At 67.1% G+C, this 15934-nt stretch carries 16 protein-coding genes; 10 read left to right on the top strand and 6 right to left on the bottom strand.

The window, feature by feature from the left end:
• Positions 1-2 precede the first annotated feature (2 nt).
• The 3 genes from DM868_RS05595 to DM868_RS05585 all read left to right on the top strand — a co-directional run bounded on the left by DM868_RS05595 (position 3) and on the right by DM868_RS05585 (position 1761).
• Entirely contained in the window at positions 3-332 is a 330-nt protein-coding gene (locus tag DM868_RS05595) for a 4Fe-4S dicluster domain-containing protein (protein ID WP_137275871.1), read from the top strand.
• Between the two features lie 133 nt (positions 333-465).
• Positions 466-1428: a formyltetrahydrofolate deformylase gene (locus DM868_RS05590; protein WP_137275870.1), complete on the top strand. Its 963-nt coding sequence runs from the start codon at positions 466-468 to the stop codon at positions 1426-1428.
• Between the two features lie 48 nt (positions 1429-1476).
• Positions 1477-1761 (top strand): ubiquitin-like small modifier protein 1, encoded by a 285-nt coding sequence (locus DM868_RS05585; RefSeq protein ID WP_137275869.1) that lies wholly within the window; start codon positions 1477-1479, stop codon positions 1759-1761.
• Positions 1762-1776: 15 nt separating this feature from the next.
• Here DM868_RS05585 and DM868_RS05580 read toward each other — a convergent pair whose 3' ends face one another.
• A complete protein-coding gene (locus DM868_RS05580; RefSeq protein WP_137275868.1) occupies positions 1777-3081 on the bottom strand; it encodes an acetamidase/formamidase family protein in 1305 nt (434 codons plus the stop codon).
• A gap of 70 nt (positions 3082-3151) precedes the next feature.
• A complete protein-coding gene (locus tag DM868_RS05575) occupies positions 3152-3481 on the bottom strand; it encodes a hypothetical protein (RefSeq protein WP_222845485.1) in 330 nt (109 codons plus the stop codon).
• Between the two features lie 141 nt (positions 3482-3622).
• Between DM868_RS05575 and DM868_RS05570 the strand changes: the two genes are divergently transcribed.
• The 7 genes from DM868_RS05570 (at position 3623) to purQ (ending at position 11905) form a co-directional block, all read left to right on the top strand.
• Positions 3623-5794, top strand: coding sequence for a type II/IV secretion system ATPase subunit (locus DM868_RS05570; protein ID WP_137275866.1), 2172 nt, complete (start codon positions 3623-3625; stop codon positions 5792-5794).
• On the top strand, positions 5787-7655 hold the full coding sequence (locus DM868_RS05565; RefSeq protein WP_137275865.1) for a type II secretion system F family protein: 1869 nt from the start codon (positions 5787-5789) through the stop codon (positions 7653-7655). Before DM868_RS05570 ends, DM868_RS05565 begins: the two co-directional genes overlap by 8 nt.
• A gap of 209 nt (positions 7656-7864) precedes the next feature.
• Positions 7865-8815, top strand: a complete 951-nt coding sequence (locus DM868_RS05560) for a S49 family peptidase (RefSeq protein ID WP_222845484.1) — start codon at positions 7865-7867, stop codon at positions 8813-8815.
• Entirely contained in the window at positions 8808-9854 is a 1047-nt protein-coding gene (locus DM868_RS05555; RefSeq protein ID WP_137275863.1) for a hypothetical protein, read from the top strand. The genes DM868_RS05560 and DM868_RS05555 overlap by 8 nt, the downstream gene beginning before the upstream one ends.
• Entirely contained in the window at positions 9854-10798 is a 945-nt protein-coding gene (locus DM868_RS05550) for a hypothetical protein (RefSeq protein WP_137275862.1), read from the top strand. Before DM868_RS05555 ends, DM868_RS05550 begins: the two co-directional genes overlap by 1 nt.
• 68 nt (positions 10799-10866) lie before the next feature.
• A complete protein-coding gene (purS, locus tag DM868_RS05545; RefSeq protein WP_137275861.1) occupies positions 10867-11118 on the top strand; it encodes a phosphoribosylformylglycinamidine synthase subunit PurS in 252 nt (83 codons plus the stop codon).
• 112 nt (positions 11119-11230) lie between these two features.
• Positions 11231-11905: a phosphoribosylformylglycinamidine synthase I gene (gene purQ / locus DM868_RS05540; RefSeq protein WP_137275860.1), complete on the top strand. Its 675-nt coding sequence runs from the start codon at positions 11231-11233 to the stop codon at positions 11903-11905.
• Between the two features lie 6 nt (positions 11906-11911).
• On the opposite strand, the gene DM868_RS05535 is transcribed toward purQ, so the two are convergent.
• From DM868_RS05535 to DM868_RS05520, 4 genes are all read right to left on the bottom strand, one after another.
• Complete coding sequence (locus DM868_RS05535) at positions 11912-13384, bottom strand: MATE family efflux transporter (RefSeq protein ID WP_137275859.1); 1473 nt, start codon at positions 13382-13384, stop codon at positions 11912-11914.
• A gap of 161 nt (positions 13385-13545) precedes the next feature.
• Complete coding sequence (locus DM868_RS05530; RefSeq protein ID WP_137275858.1) at positions 13546-14250, bottom strand: TVP38/TMEM64 family protein; 705 nt, start codon at positions 14248-14250, stop codon at positions 13546-13548.
• A gap of 110 nt (positions 14251-14360) precedes the next feature.
• A complete protein-coding gene (locus DM868_RS05525) occupies positions 14361-15437 on the bottom strand; it encodes an archaeosine biosynthesis radical SAM protein RaSEA (RefSeq protein WP_137275857.1) in 1077 nt (358 codons plus the stop codon).
• A 51-nt stretch (positions 15438-15488) separates the two neighbouring features.
• Positions 15489-15899, bottom strand: a complete 411-nt coding sequence (locus DM868_RS05520; protein WP_170964437.1) for a VanZ family protein — start codon at positions 15897-15899, stop codon at positions 15489-15491.
• Between the last annotated feature and the right edge of the window lie 35 nt (positions 15900-15934).

The raw sequence follows: 15934 nt of genomic DNA, 5'->3' as shown, positions 1-15934 counted from the left end.
GAATGGGTATCGATCCGAACTTCGAGGAGAACCGCGAACGCGAGGGCCGAGAGCACGGCGTCGACGTCTGGGGACCGACCGATCCGCCGGAGACACTCGGCATCCGGGGCACGCACGTCGCCGTCGATTTCGACATCTGTCTCGCCGACGGCGCGTGTCTGGAGGACTGCCCGGTCGACGTCTTCGAATGGGTGGATTCGCCGGGGCATCCCGAGAGCGAGATCAAGGCCAATCCCACGAACGAGGTCCAGTGTATCGACTGCATGCTCTGCGTCGACGTCTGCCCGGTCGACGCCATCGACGTCGATCCCGGCCGCGAAAACCGGCTCTGAGCGTCGGGTCGAATCGACGCGCCGACCGCGAACACGCCGTTTGCAGACCGACGCGGAACGTCGCCCTTTTGAAACCCCGGCTCCCAAACGGTAGTATGACTCCACCCGTCGAACCCCCGCGGAGGTGGCGGTCGTGAGCCGGGAGTACACCGAAATCACGGTCGTCGGCGAGGACTCGACCGGGCTCATCGCCCGCGTGACGACGCTGCTCTTCGAGCGCGACATCAACATCGAGGACCTCGACCAGGCGGTCCGCGACCGGGTCTTCCGGATGACGATGACCGTCGACACCGCCGAGATGAGCTGTACTCAAGCGGAACTCCGCGAAGCGCTCGCGGAGCTCGGCGACGAGTTGGGCGTCGACATTCAGGTCCGGTTCCCGGCCGACCGCGAGACCCAGACCATCGCCGTCCTCGTCACCAAGGAATCGCACTGTCTGGAGGCGCTGTTCGAGGCGTGGGCGGACGGGAAACTGGGGGCGGACATCAGCGTCATCATCGGCAACCACGACGACCTCGAACCGCTCGCCGACCACTACGGCGTCGACTTCCACGACATCGGCGACGAGAAGGGCAGCCCCGACGAGGAGCACCTCCTCGACCTCCTCGACGAGTACGATACCGATCTCATCGTGTTGGCGCGCTACATGCGCATCCTCAGCCCGAACGTCGTCTTCCGCTACGAGGACCGGATCATCAACATTCACCCATCGCTTCTGCCCTCGTTCCCCGGCGCGGAGCCGTACCGACAGGCCAGAGAGGAGGGCGTTCGCATCGCAGGCGTCACGGCTCACTACGTGACGACGGACCTCGATCAGGGACCGATCATCACCCAGCGAGCGTTCGATGCGCCGCCCGGCGCGAACGTCGAGGAGCTGGAGCGCCGCGGCCAACCGCTCGAAGCGGAGGCGCTGTTGGAGGCCGTCCGACTCCACCTCGACAAGGCGGTCTCCGTCTACCACGGCCGGACGGAGCTTCGCGACGACGCCGACGCGAGCGGCTACCAGTTCGGCCTGCCGGGGTCGGTCGACGAGATGCTCGCCGATCGCCCCGTCGACGGTCTCGGCGAGGCGGTTTCGAGCGAAAGCGTCGAGTAACGGCCACACACCGCCCGTTTCTTGCGAGCCGACCGTGTATCGACGAGCATGGAGTTCACCGTCTACGGCCAACTTCGATCGGCGACGGGCGAGAAGACCATTGAGTTGGAGCCGGCGGCATCGAACGAGGGGACCGTCGAAACCGTCGCAGACGCCCTCGAACGGTTCCTCGAGGCGTATCCGCGAGCACGGCGCGACGTGCTCGATGAGAGCGGTGACGTTCGAACCAGCGTGCGAGTCCTCGTCGACGGCGAGCGCGCCGACCTCGACGACGCTTGCCCGCCGGACGCCCGAATTCAGCTGTTCCCCGCGATGCAGGGCGGCCGACGGTAACGGCGCAGCGGCCGTCTACAGGCCGTACTGCTCGCGGACGACGCCGTCGAGGCTGCACGCCTCGAGCAGCTCCATCGGCGCGAGCATCGAGAGCTGGACGACGCCCGGCAGCCGGGCGATCTCGACGCCGCCGGTGAACGTACACCGGGCGCGGACCTCGCCCTCCGTCATTCCGAACAGCGTCGACGCGCGATCGAATGCGTTCTGCGTCGCGTCGTTGATCGTCGCGCCGGAGCCGACGAACTGGATCGGCGCGGCGTCTGCGAGATCGCCGACGGCGTACTCGGCGGCAAGGTCGTCGCCGGCCTCGCGCTCGGCGTCCGTGTACGGTTTCGCGATGTTCGGGAGGTCGGCCTCGTTCGGCAACAGCAACGGCCCCTCGAGGCCGACGTCTTTGACCACCTCGACCTCCAGTTCCGTCCGACCGCTCACGTCGGTCGTGTGCAGGGAAAGTTCGCCGTCGCCCTGATTCGCGTGGAGGTCGCCGACGTACAGCCCCGCGCCGTCGATCTTCACCGGACAGATGAGCGTCGCGCCGGGACGGACGTCGTTCGAATCCATGTGGCCGTCGGTGCGGTCCGAAAGCGCCGCCTCGTCGGGGAGCCCCCAGTCGTGCTCCGCGCCGATCAGGAACTGCCCGAAGTCCCCGGCGTTGTGCGAATCGGGGAACTCTCGCGGAGGCGTCGTTCCGATGTTGCCGATGAACGGCCGGAGCCGGCCGAGCGTTCCGGGGATCTCGTCGGGTTTGTACAGGAGGATCGGGTGCTGTCGGGAGTGGTCAGGGAGCGCCATCGCCTCGTCGGCCCGGTCGGCGAGATCCGACGCCCCTTCGGGGCCGACGGTGATGCCGACGGTCCGGTCGTCGTCGAAGGCGACGGTGTAGCCGAACTCGAAGCCGAACGACGAGGCGTTCGCGCCACACTCCGCACAGCGGATCGACTCCTCACCGGTCCCCTCGACGACGCTTTCGGGCCACTTCGTACCGCACTCCGGGCAGACGTGGTCGACGAACGGATCGTCGCCGAACGCCCCCTCGCGTTCGCGCATGCTGCCCGTGCTGGTCGCGACGCTCGTCACCTCGACGTCTTTGATCCGGACGACGAGCGCATCACCCGGCTCGGCGTTTTCGACTCTGATCGGACGCGTCACCTCGTGGCCGCCGCGGAACTCCGGCGTGATCATCGGCCCCCAACACGCCGGCAGCGTGTGGGTTCGCACCGTTCCGCCGTCCGCCACCGTGCCCGCCCACTTCTGCTCTGGACCGACGAGTCCAAGCGTGTATCTGTCGACCTCGAGTTCTTTCTGCACTTGTTGGGACATACGTCCATGTTAGTGAACAGCACGCATAAAACCGGCCGGTCGTCTCGTGAGTTGGGGGCGAGCGCGGTGATTACGAATCCGCGTCCCCGTCGTTCTCCACGCTCGCCAGTTCCCCGGGCGACAGCTCCTCCATCCGGCCGGCGAGCGTCGCGGCGTCTCCGGCGACGGTGGAGGGATCAACGCCCGCCTCGTTGGCGACGATCCGCACGTGTGTCGCGAGCAACGACAGGGCCTGTAACCCCTCCTGCTCGGGGTCGTCCGCGGTCTGTGCGAACGTCGTGTCGGCGGTTTCACCGTCGCGGACGACGCCGAGGTAGAACGCGGTGATCGACTCGTCGCCCAGCAGTTTCCGCGCGCTTCGTCGCTCTTCCGCGAAGGCCGTCTCCGAATCGTCGGTCATCATCGGTACTGCGTGGGCGAGACGCAAAAAGACGCAGGGGAACGGATCTCGAGCGGCGCGGTGCGGCGGAGGATTCGATCGCGTGTCCGCCTCCGTTACGCCACGAGAATTTATATAAAATCGGGGGACAGGACGAAACGGATGGGCGACCACATACCAATAGTATCTGCACCGGTGCCGCCGGACGATCGCGAGGCGTGGTACGCACCCGACGTGTACGATCAGTACGAAGTCGTCCCGGGCGTTGTCGCGACAGTCGAAGCCGACGGAGGTGAGTTCGTCTACGCGGTCCGAGAGCCGTCGCTTTCGGCCGCCCATACGGCGGATCTGCGAGCGATCACCGAACACTTCGCCGGTGCGAAACTGCGTCGCCCGCGAACGCGAGAGGGGACCGCAGCGCGGTTCGAGGCGGGCTTCGGCCAGCGCTACGAGCGGATCATCGATCGGCTCACGTCGTCGCGACCGGCCGGCCGTCGGCGCGTCGACTACCACGCGCTCGCCGAGCTTCGGTGTCTGGGGCGGTTGACGCCGCACGCGCTCGATGCGGCCGTCGAGATCAGCGACGACACGGGGGAGGAGCTGGCGGTACACCTCACGGATTACGCGCCCGCGACAACGGGGATCGAGGACGCGGCGTTCGCCGAACGGTTCACCGCGGAGCGAATCGAACGGTACACCGTCGAGTTCGCGGGCTACGAACTCCCGGTCGTCCGATACCGCGAACGGGTGCTCGGCGGCGATCCCTTCGAGCGGAAGTACGCGGTGCTCGAACCGGATCTACTCCCCGGCGACGACGAACTCATCGCCGAGTGCAAAGCAGAGATCTGGGACGGCGGGATCGAGGGACTCGACGACGACGCGGCGTTCGAAAACCGACTGCGAGCCGTTCACGAGCGCAGCCGACAGCTCGTGTCGAGGCGGCTAGCGGCGAGAAACGCCGGCGAGTGGGTTCGGACGCTCGGCCGTCGCGTACGCGCGGCGCTCGCGGCGTACGGGCTGGCGGTTCCGTCAGTCGATCGGCGGTTCGCCGACGGTCGCGTCGACGACCTCGTCTACTACGTTCTCCGGGATCTGGTCGGCTATGGCCAGCTCACGGTGCCGATTTTCGATCCGAACCTGGAGGATATCGAGGCGAACCGGGTCGGCGAACGAATCAAGGTCGTTCCCCGTGGGAGCGGGCGGGAGCCGACGAACCTCGTCTTCGAGTCCGAGGCGGCGTTCGTCAACGTGGTCACGCAGTTGGCGGCCGACGACGGAATCGAACTCTCCGCGAACCGACCCACCGCGACGCTCACCGTCGATCCGGACGGGATCGAGCAGCCGATGCGATGCGCCGTCGCGCTGCCGGCAGTCTCCGAGGGCGGCCCGTACGTTTCCATCCGAAAGCAGGCCCCGGAGGCGCTCACGCCGGTCGATCTCATCGAATCGGATTCGATGCCGACGGAGCTCGTCACGCTCCTGTGGATGCTGTACGAACACGCCGGCGTCGTGCTCTTTTCGGGGCCGACGGGAGCCGGAAAGACCACGTTGCTCAACGCGCACCTGCCGTTCGTCCGGTACGACGCCCGCCCGATAAGCATCGACGGCGGATCGGGTGAGGTGCTCGTCCCACACGAAACCGGCGTGTCACTCGTGACGCGAGAGCACCGAGATGAATTCAAGCACGTCTCAGTGTCGGATCTGATGGACGAGACGGGCGATCTCAATCCGGACATCGAGGTCATCGCCGAGATCGACTCGCCGGCGTCGTTCGGGACGTTCGGCGCGGCGTTGCGCACCGGTCACGGCGTGTTGGGAACCACGCGAGCGGCGAGCGTCGGCGCGCTTCTCGATCGGATTGGAGCGCAGGTCCCGGCGCATCTGCTTTCGAAGATCGATCTCATCGTCGTCCCGGCGTCCGTTGAGGGTGATCGCCACGTGGAGACGGCGGTCGAGGTACTCTCCGAGGAGGAGGCCGAGCGGCTCGACGGAGCGACGGAGACGATAGCGACGACCGGGGGCGCGATCCACTACAACCGGGTCGTAGATCGGACCGCTGACGGCGACTGGGAGTTCGCCTACCGGCATCCGAAGCTCGGCGATCCGACGAGCACGCAGGCGTGTCGGACGCTGGAGCGCCTCGCGGCGCGAACGGACCGTCCCCTCGCGGATGTCGAAGCGGAGTTCCACCGGAAGCACGGATACGTCGAGTACCTGGTTCGTGAGGGGATCTCTGACCGCGATGCGCTCTTCGGATTCTTGAACGATCTCCGGACGAACGAGGCCGCAACGATCGAGCGGATCCACCGACAGCGAGCCGGAGCCGATGAGTGACCGTACGTCGGAGACGATCTGGAGCCGCATCGATCGTGGGCTGTACGCGCTGTTTTCGCGACACGCGGGTCGGTCGCGGCACGGCATCGGCCGGGAGCGATACCGGGGGACGAACCGCGCCGTCTCGTTCGAGATGTATCTCTCGCGGCTCTACGGCCTGTCGTGGATCGTCGGCGCGTGCCTCACGGCCGCGACCGCCGCCCTCGGTCTCGCGTTGATCGGCCCCGAACCGATCGCGCTCGGCGGCGATCGTCCGGGAGCGCTCGCCGGTCGGTCGATCCCGTCGGAATACTCCGTCGCCGCCGTCGCCGTCACGGCGGGGTCGCTCGCGAAGCGACTCACGATCGCGGCGGGAGGAACGCGCCTGCGCTGGCGGTCGAACGCCCGCCGGGCGGGGATCGAACGAACCGTTCCTGGGGCGGTTCGCCACCTGCGGACGCTCGCCGACGGGAGCGAGAGCCGGCGAGAGATGCTCCGAAACGTCGCCACGCAGGACGCCTACGGCGAGACGGGAAATTCGTTCGAGCGGGTACTCGAAACGGCCGCGCTGACCGGCAGTCTCGACACTGGCCTCCGTCGCGTCGCCAAAGAGACCCCGTCGAGAGAGCTGCTCTCACCGTTCTTGCTGCAGTTCCGAAAACACGCCAGCCAGGGGTCGGACTCGCTGGAGGAGTATCTGCGGATGGAGTCGCAACTGCTGTCACACCGGCGGTCGCAGGCCCGCCAACGATCCGGCGACTACCTGGAACTGCTCGCCGAGCTGTTCGTGGTGTTGCTCGTGTTGCCCGCGCTGTTCGTCGTGGCGGTCACGGTCGTCGGCGTCCTCACGCCGGAGCTGTCGGCGACGGTCGACATCGGCATTCTGGGTGCCCCGTCGATCCGCTCGATACTCGTCTACGGGAGCGTGGCGTTCATCCTCGCGATCGGACTGGCCGGCGCGCTTCTCGTCGCCGAACTGCGGCCGTCGACGCATAGTCGGCGCTACGAGCGACCGACGGGACTCGGCACGGTGCGAACCGCAACGACGAATCCGGCGAGCGCGGCGTTCGTGTTCGCGTTTCCCGCCGTGGGCGTGGCGTGGCTCCTGTGGCTGCTCGACGCGCCGGTCGCGAACGTCGTCCTATTGAGCTACGCAGCGTACGGCTTTCCGGTCGGCACGGTCGCGATCAAGCGAGAGCAGTTCGACGACGCGATGGATCGGTCGCTACGCGACTTCGTCTACGTCGTCGCCGGACACGTCGGGCTCGGAACGCCGTTCGGTGTCGCGATCGAGACCGTCGCGAGAGAGGAGTCGTTCGGCCCGCTCCAACGCGACATCTCGGATCTCGCCTTCCGGCTCGGACTGACGACCGGAAGTGAGGGAGCGGCCACTCAGCGGGAGGCGCTGGATCGGTTCGCCGAGCGCGTGGGGACGCCGCTCGCGGCGCAGACGATCGGGCTCCTTACCGGCGCGCTAGCGGTCGGCAGCGACGTCGAGACGACGTTCGAGGCGCTACAGGTCGAGGTCGGCTCGCTGTACCACCAGCGGCGAAAGCTCCGATCGGCGATGTTGGTCTACGTCGTCGTCGGGTGGGCGCTGGCGGCGGTGATCGTCGTGCTCGTCGTCGCCGTGAACGCGTACGTCCTCGACGGGATGGCGCACCTGCTGGCCACTCCCGAGAGCGTGGCGGTCGGTATCGATCCGCGCGCGATCGACGCCGAACGCGACGGCTGGCGGTTCTACCTCGTCACCCAGGCGACGATGCTCGCGTGCGGCTGGTTCGCCGGCAGCGCCTCGCGCGGTCGATACGAGGCGCTGTTGCACTCGGCGGCGCTCGTCGTGATCTGTTATCTCGCCTTCGCGGGAGCCGGGGTGGTGTGAGACCACGAACGACCCGAAAACGATTTCCGCGGTCGATCGTCGAGCGCGCCGTCGAGCGTGCGTCGAAGTGAAACGAAGCACCCGACTCTGCGGTCGTCGATGGCGCAAAACCGAGCTGTACGCACGGGGTTATTTAACCCTCTGCCCGAACTGTCAAATTGTACCGCATGGCAAAATTGGTTGCCCGCGTACGATCAGCCCTCCACACAGTGAGTCGGTCGTACACAGTTATCATCGTCGTCGCGTTACTCGTCGGTGCGTTCGCCGCACCGGCCGCGTACGGGGCGGCGAAAGAGTATGGGGAGACGACAGACAAAGTCGCCGTCATCGAGATCGGCGCGACGATAGCACCGATAACCGCCGAACCGGTCGAAGAACAGCTACAGGCGGCTCGACAGAACGAGTCGATCAAGGCGGTCGTTTTGAAGGTCAACACGCCCGGCGGCGGGCTATCGGCCACCGAATCGCTCGCGCTCGAGGTCGAGCGCACGGCCGAACAGATGCCGCTCGTCGTCAGCGTCCCGCAGATCGCCGCCTCTGGCGGCTACTACGTGAGCGCGCCGGCCGACGCGATCGTCGCCAATCCGAGCGCGATGGTCGGCAGCGTCGGCATCAACTTCGCGTACATCGACGCGGGGGGTGCGACGGGCACGGCGATCCAGTCGGGGCCGGACAAATCCGGCGGCTACACGGAAGAAGAAGCCATCGAGATGGCGGACATCATGGTGAAGGGGTTCTATGGAACCGTGTTCGAACACCGCGGTGACACCCTCGAGCTCACCGAGGAGGAGTTGGCCTACGCGAAGGTGTATCCGGGTCAGAAGGCGATCAACAACGGGATGATCGACGAGATCGGCACGACCGACACCGCGATCCAGCGCGCCGCCGAGCGCGCCGAGCTCGACCGCTACGAGGTCGTCGAACTCGACACAACGCCGGACGTCGGCGAACTGCCGATCCTGGCCGAAGCGGACGCCAACTCGACCGCGACCGCGCAGGTCGAAGCGATGCTCGATCCAACTCCTGGCGTTCGAACGCCAGTGCCGCTCGCCCTCTACGGGACGCTGCCGGAGCAGGAGACGATCGCGACGACTGCAGGCGAGGGGACGACGGCCGCCGATGACGACCGGCGAAACGGGGAGGTGAGAACGGATGCCTGAGGGTCGAGGCAAACGGCTCGGCGTCTTCGTCGGTGCGCTCGCACTCGTCGTCGTCGGGGCCGCCGTCGCCGGCTTCGTCGTCGCCGACACGCCGCCCGAACGGAGCGATGCGACCGTCGAGAAGGAGTACTTCACCTCCGAGGAGCTGGTCGAGGAGTCCAACTTGCGTCCGAAATCCGGGACGATCGAGTTCGACGAGGGGCCGTCTCGGACGGTGCTCATCTCGACGAACGGCGATCCGAGCGAACTCGAACCGGTCGTCGACGCGCTGGTCGCCCACGGACACGAGGTCCGGATCCACGGCGGCGGCGGAACCGTCCCGGTCGGCGTGCCGGCGACCATCGTCGGCGCGCAGGCCGGCCCGACGGGTACCGCGACCGCCGGTGGTGGACTGGACGCCGAACTGGCCGATGCGGATGCGCTCTTGATCGTCGGTGGGTCGCAGTTCAGCGAGGACGATCACGAGGCCATCGCGGCGTTCGCCGACGCCGGCGGCCCGGTGGCGCTCGCCACGGACTCGGCGAGCGCGATGGGGCGTTCGAACATCGACGAACTCACTTCGCGGTTCGGGATGGCCGTCGGCGAAGGCTATCTGTACAACATGCACGAGAACGACGCGAACTACCAGCGCGTCTACGCCGAGGGGACCGGCGGCGACCTCGGCGCCGGCGTCGACCGGGTCGTCCTCGATGGGGCCACGCCGATCGAGAGCCACGGCGCGAACGCGGCCGTGACCGCCGCTGGCGAGACGCACTACTCGACCACGCGAGAGTCCGGCGAGTACGCCGCTGCGGTCCAGAACGGTAACGTCGTCGTGATCGGCGACGCGGACATCGTTCGACCGTTCAACTACAACCGCGCGGACAACGAGCAGCTGCTCGGAAACGTCCTCGGCGTCCTGACTGACGGTCCCGAGGAGCCGTACACGCCCGCCGAGTCGACACCGCCGGGGGCGACACAGCCCGGGTCGCCGCCGCGGCCCCCGGCGTCCGGGAGCGGGGCCCCGACTCAGACGCCGTCCGGGGAGGTCGCGAACTGATGCGCCCCCGAAGGTCGCTCCTCCGCGGCGTCGCCGCTGTGGCGGCCGGAGGAACGCTCACGGGGCTGTTCGGGACGGGATCGGCCAGCGCACCGGCCCCCAACGCGCTGTACGATACCGACCTCGCGGCCGGCGCGGACACGACGATCGCGGCGAGAGTCGATCCGGCGCTGCGCGCCCGCGTGGGACTTCCGCCGCCCGCCGAGCGACACTGGGCGAACTTCCGAGAGCGCCACCCGTCGCTCGATGCCGCGCAGTTCGGGCCGGTATCGGCGAGCGTAGCGGTCGAGGCCGGACGGATCGTCGGCGGCTGTGCGATCGCCGACGGAGCGTTCGATGGCGAGACGCTGAAAACGGAACTGGTGGCACGGGGAGCCGAACAGTTCGGCGACACCCCGACCGCGGGTGGCGGTGGATTCGAGCGATTCACGCACGCTCCATCGTCGTGCGCCGCCGCCGTCGGCGGGTCCAGGGTCGTCCTCGGCTACGGGCGAGGAGTCGACGAGGCCCTCGCGCACGTCGACGCGTCGATCGAACGCGGCGCATACCGATCGCCGGGGTCGGTGGCTGACGAGTCGGCAGCGGAATTGACCGGCGACGCCGTCTCGTACGCGACGCTCGGCGGCGAAACGCGTTCGCGGCTGCTCGACCGGCTCGACGGTTCGAGCGGGGTCGAGGCCGTCGTCCGGGACGCCGAGGCGCTTGGCGTCGCCTTGAGCGTGGGGAACCGACGAAGCCACGTTCAGTACGGCGTCGCGGCGGACCCGGGGGCCCTGTCGGCGAGGGAGCTGTGGGACCTCACCACGCAGGTGTCCGGCCGCGAGGAATCGCTCGACATCGAGTCGGTGTCGCGTCACGGTCGGATGATCGTCGTCGAAGCGGCGGTCGAGACGGCGGATCTGTGGTCGGCGCACGAGCGAGTGATCGGCTCGATCGCCGAGTGAATACCCACGTTCGTGTACAACAAAACGAACCCACAACCGTTTTGACGCACGAACGCGCTACCTCACGTATGACCGCCTACACGGCGACCGTGACCGTCCGGCTGAAGCGGGGCGTCCTCGATCCCGAGGCCGAGACCACACAGCAGGCGCTCGAACGGCTCGGATTCGAACTCGACGACCTCCGATCGGCCGACCGGTTCGAAGTCGATCTCGACGCCGACGACGATGCCGCCGCGGAAGCGCGAGCCGCGGAGATGGCCGAACGGCTCCTCGCGAATCCGACCATCCACGACTACGAGGTGGAGGTCGTCGAGGCGTAGATGACGGTTTCGATCATCATAACCGCGACGCTCGGCTCACCCACGGAGGGTTCGCTGTGACCGTCGCCACCACCATAACGGCCACGCTCTGTTCGCCCGCGGAGGGCTCACTGTGACCGTCGCCGTCATCAGGTTCGGCGGCTCGAACTGCGACCGCGACGCCCTTCGCGCGCTCGATCACCTCGGGATCGACGCCGAGATCGTCTGGCACGCCGACGGCCTTCCGGACGATCCGTCCGGCGTCGTCATCCCCGGCGGGTTCTCCTACGGCGACTACCTCCGGGCCGGAGCGATGGCCGCCCGGACCCCGATCCTCGACGAGGTCAAAGCGGCCGCCGACGCAGGCACACCGGTGCTCGGCGTCTGTAACGGCGCGCAGATCGGCTCCGAGAGCGGGCTGACCCCCGGCGCGTTCACCACGAACCGGAGCGCCCGCTTCCAGTGCGAGCCGGTTCATCTGCGCGTCGAAAACGCCGACACGCCGTGGACGGCCGCCTACGAGGAAGGCGACGTGATCGAAGTCCCGATCGCCCACGGCGAGGGGCGCTTCGAGATCGACGACGACCGGCTGGCGACGCTGGAGGACGATGACCGCGTCCTCTTTCGGTACTGCGACGCCGATGGGGAGGTCACGGACGAGGCCAACCCGAACGGCTCGAAGCACAACGTCGCGGGGATCATGGGCGAACGCGATACCGTCGCCGTGTTGATGCCGCACCCCGAGCGCGCCACGCTCCCGGACATCGCCCCGACGGACGGCCAGGGAATTCTGAAAGCGTTCGAGTAGTGATCGTCACGCCGTCGTCTCCGAGTCGGAGTGGTCTATCACGCGATTCGCCCACGTTCCACGGAGGAAATACCCGCCCGCGAGCAGCATCATCGAGACGTTCGCGATCGCCTCGCCGTACCAGATTCCGGTCGCGCCGAAGCCGCCGGGAACCGCGAGCAGGTACGCAAACGCTGCCCGGAAGACGATGAATCCGAAGAACGCGAAGATCATCGCGAGCCGGGTGCTCCCGCTCCCGCGGAAGCCGCCCTGTACGACGTAGAACACACCCAAGAAGACGTACGTCGCGCCGACGATCCGGAGGTACTCCCCGCCGATCCGGGTGACGACCGCCGCGCCCGGTCCCTCGATGAAGATCCCGATGATCGGATCCGCGAGGACGTAGATCGCGACGCTGAATAGCAGCAGGCTGCCCGTGATCATCACCACCGCAGCGGCGACGCCGCGTTTGGCGCGGTCGACCTGCTCGGCACCGAGGTTCTGCCCGACGACGGTCTCGACGCCGCGGGCGAGTCCGAGCGCCGGCAGCACGACCATCGAGGTTACCCGCGAGCCGATCCCGTAGGCGGCGACGGCGTCCGAGCCTGCGATGGCGACGAGCGCCGTCAGCACCGTCACGCTCAGCGCGCTCGTGCTGACCTCGACGCTCGCGGGCGCGCCGATGCGGACGAGGGTGCGGATCGTCTCCGTCTCGGGGCGGAGATCCGAGAAAGAGAGTTCGATGCCGACGGAGCCCGAAAACAGCAGCCAAAAACCGATCGACGCACCGATCCCGCGAGCGGCGATCGTCGCCAGCGCCGCGCCCTGCACGCCGAAGCCGGCGAACCCGGTCGCCTCGTACAGCGTCGCCTCTAACCCCTCCAGTCCGACCCACGCGAACAGGGCGTTGTCCTGAAACCCGAGGATGAAGAAGGGATCGATGAACACGTTCAGCGCGACGCCGAACGCCATGAGGTACAGCGGCGTCCGCGTGTCGCCCCACCCCTGCAGCAGCGACTGGAAGACGAAGAAGCCGAAGATGAACGGGATGCCGACGAACATCGTTCGGGTGTACTCGACGGCCAATCGGTGTTCGGCGGAGCCGGGGACCGCGCCGACCAACTCGAGCAACAGCGGCGCGAGCGCGAAGCCCACGACGGAGAACACCGCTGAGACGCCGATGATGATCGTGATCGTCTGGCCCGCGACCCGGCTCACGCGGTTGATCGTGCCCGCGCCCTTGTACTGGGCGACCAACACGGTTCCCGCCACCGAGAAGCCGAGCGAGAGGCTCATAATCAAGAAGACGATCGCCCACGAGAACGACAGCGCCGCGACCGCCGGTTGGCCGAGTCGGCCGACCCAGAACGTGTCGGCGAGGTTGTAGCCGACCTGCAGCACGTTCGTGAGGATAATCGGAATCGAGAGGACGACGAGCGGTTTGATCAGTTCACCGTCGGTGACGTTGACGGCGCGATCGCGGGGGCTCGTGCCGCTCATTCGGCCGAGTCACGCTCGCTCGTGGAATCCGCCGAATCGGGTGTCGCGACGTCGGGAGGGGCCATGCTGAATGAATGTTCAGTTACAGAGATAAGGTTGTCTTTCGCCGGGCGGAACGTGTGGAGGGAGCCTTGGGAGATCCTCGCAACGGGAGATCCGAGCTAGCCCGACCGAAACGTGAGATCGAGACGTTGTATCACGTCTCGGATCGCCTCCTGTTTATAATAGCCGACCACCGAGAACCCGACCACGATCCCAACCAGCAGTAGTCCGGAGAGAAATCGTCCGCTCGCAAATTCCCCGCCGGCGTAGACGGTGAGAACGTACGCGGGCAGACGTCCGATAGCGATGACACTTATAAAGGTTCGAAGCCGCCATTTCGTAAGTCCACTCAGAAAACAAACTGCGTCGTCGGGGAGCCCCGGAATGATGACGAAGGCGATGAGCCCCGGAAGTCCCACCGTATCGACGAACTCGTCGAAGCGAGTTATCACGTCTTCGTGAAGGATATCCTCCACGAACGGGCGACCGTACCGCTTTGCCAGACTGAATGCGATGACGCTGCCGATCAGGACGCCGACGAGGCTGTAGACGGTGCCGGCGACCGATCCGAAGAGATAGCCCGCGATGAGCGCGAGGATCTGACCAGGGAGCGGCGCAATGACGACCTGTGCCGCCTGTATCGCGATGAAGACGAGCGGCGCGAAGATGCCAAACTGCGCGATCCACGTACGGAGCGCTTGCGTGTCGAAGATGAAGGGGGCGAACCGACGAATAGAGACGTACACTACGGCGAACACAGCGACCACGAGAACCGAAGCGAGAATCCCTCGCCATCGAGCTCTTCGCGAGGAAAACACGCGCATGGGTGCGGATAACGGGCTGGTGGACTTTAACTTTCCCACCGGGGAGTACCGCGGGATTGCACTGCTCGGTACACGAACCATTCCAACAGCGTCGAAAACAGCGGCGACCGCTACCGCACCAGCGGCTGATTGTACGCCGTCTCCTCGTCCATCACGTACGCCCAGGTGGCCTCACACTCACAGGAGACCTCCTCGAACACCGAGGGATCCTGTCGGAGGTTGAAATCCTTGATCGCCCGCTGGACGAGGTCGTCGCAGTCCCCGCAGTTGTGCGGGCCGCGATCGGAGCCGTGGCCGACGGGGTCGGAGACGACGAGCACGTCTTCGTCGGCGGTGGCTTCGAGCACCTCGGGGATCGACCACAGCCATGGGGGTCGGTAGCCGCTGTCGTGATACAGCTCCTCGACCATCGTGTAGCGCTGGACGTTGCAGGGGTTCATCGAGACGGTGTGGCAGCCGTCGACGGCGGCACAGCGTCGGACGGAGCGTTTCATGTCCGCGACGGCGTCGGGTTCGGCGAGGAACGGCGGCTTCATCAGCAGGTAGGCCTTGACGCCTGCGTCGGCGGCGCGCGCCTCGGCGCAGGCGGCCTCGAAGTCGGCGAACTCGAAGTACTTGTTGACGCTGTCGTGGCGGACCCGGTCGGTCGCGGTTTCGAGTCCGATCGCCACGTCGACCGCGAGGCCGCGGTCGGTGAACTCGGCGAGCTTCCCGCGGTCGACGAAGTCCGGGAGCGATTCGAGGACCAGCCGTTCGCGGTCGGCGAAGGTCTCGGCGATCGCCGCGCGCGTCTCGGCGGGTACCTCTCGCTCGTCGAGGAACGATCCGGAGGTGTAGATCTTGATGAGCTCCGCCGGTTCGTCGGCGTTGTCCGTCCCGTGGTCGAGACAGTGCTCGATCTGTCGCATCAGGTTCTCGTGGCCCACGCTGCCGCCGTCGACCGATTCGGCGACGTAGCCGCACATCGTACACCCGCCCGCGCGGGCCCACCGGCAGCCACCGGTGTTGAGGATGATTGTGAGCGAGTCTCGGACCCCCTCGGGCGTGTTGTCCTCGTCGAGCCACACCCGGGTCGGCTCCGTTGGGTCGTAGCTCCGATCGTTTCGCGCCCGGATCTCGCGCATCACCTCGTTGTGGGCGTCCATCCCCCGTCCCGATTCGTAGACCTCCGGCGTCGGCTGACTCATTGGCCGGACTAGCCGGGCGGGCCGTAAATCCGTGTCGAAAGCCCCGCTACGCTACGCTTCGGCGGTCGGTCGGTCGCCGCGGTTGCCCCCGAACTGCGGCGCGACGAGCCACCAACACGCCGCCCCCGCCGTCGCCCCGCCGGCGTTTATCAGCATATCCAGCGCGGACATCGTCCGGTAGGGGAGCGTTCCCTGGACGAGTTCGACGCCCACACCGTACAGCGCCGCGATCGCGGCGGCGACGAGGAGCGTCCGACGGTCCGCCGAGAGCACAGCGTACCCGATAGCGCTGGTGAAACCCGCGTAGGCGGTGACGTGCAAATAGACGGTGAATTCGATCCCGAAAAGGGTCGGCGGGACCCCGTCGCCGGGTTCTATGATCGACCCGTAGAGGATCACGATCGCACAGCCGAGCGCGCCGGCGTACCGGAGCGGCCTCGGGGCGGCTGGGAGGTGTGTCACGCCCGCCACTACGCGCTCGAGGGTTTCAAAACGGC

Source organism: Natronomonas salsuginis (assembly GCF_005239135.1).
Lineage (GTDB): Archaea > Halobacteriota > Halobacteria > Halobacteriales > Haloarculaceae > Natronomonas > Natronomonas salsuginis.
The sequence above is the reverse complement of the archived record's forward strand: the minus strand, read 5'-3'. Positions and strand labels throughout refer to the sequence as shown.

Excerpts from the sequence above, each read along its gene's own strand:
- DM868_RS05595 (WP_137275871.1), top strand. The coding sequence starts at position 3 with ATGGGTATCGATCCGAACTTCGAGGAGAACCGCGAACGCGAGGGCCGA.
- DM868_RS05585 (WP_137275869.1), top strand. The coding sequence starts at position 1,477 with ATGGAGTTCACCGTCTACGGCCAACTTCGATCGGCGACGGGCGAGAAG.
- DM868_RS05580 (WP_137275868.1), bottom strand. The coding sequence starts at position 3,081 with ATGTCCCAACAAGTGCAGAAAGAACTCGAGGTCGACAGATACACGCTT.
- DM868_RS05575 (WP_222845485.1), bottom strand. The coding sequence starts at position 3,481 with ATGACCGACGATTCGGAGACGGCCTTCGCGGAAGAGCGACGAAGCGCG.
- DM868_RS05570 (WP_137275866.1), top strand. The coding sequence starts at position 3,623 with ATGGGCGACCACATACCAATAGTATCTGCACCGGTGCCGCCGGACGAT.
- DM868_RS05565 (WP_137275865.1), top strand. The coding sequence starts at position 5,787 with ATGAGTGACCGTACGTCGGAGACGATCTGGAGCCGCATCGATCGTGGG.
- DM868_RS05555 (WP_137275863.1), top strand. The coding sequence starts at position 8,808 with ATGCCTGAGGGTCGAGGCAAACGGCTCGGCGTCTTCGTCGGTGCGCTC.
- DM868_RS05550 (WP_137275862.1), top strand. The coding sequence starts at position 9,854 with ATGCGCCCCCGAAGGTCGCTCCTCCGCGGCGTCGCCGCTGTGGCGGCC.
- purS (WP_137275861.1), top strand. The coding sequence starts at position 10,867 with ATGACCGCCTACACGGCGACCGTGACCGTCCGGCTGAAGCGGGGCGTC.
- DM868_RS05535 (WP_137275859.1), bottom strand. The coding sequence starts at position 13,384 with ATGAGCGGCACGAGCCCCCGCGATCGCGCCGTCAACGTCACCGACGGT.
- DM868_RS05530 (WP_137275858.1), bottom strand. The coding sequence starts at position 14,250 with ATGCGCGTGTTTTCCTCGCGAAGAGCTCGATGGCGAGGGATTCTCGCT.
- DM868_RS05525 (WP_137275857.1), bottom strand. The coding sequence starts at position 15,437 with ATGAGTCAGCCGACGCCGGAGGTCTACGAATCGGGACGGGGGATGGAC.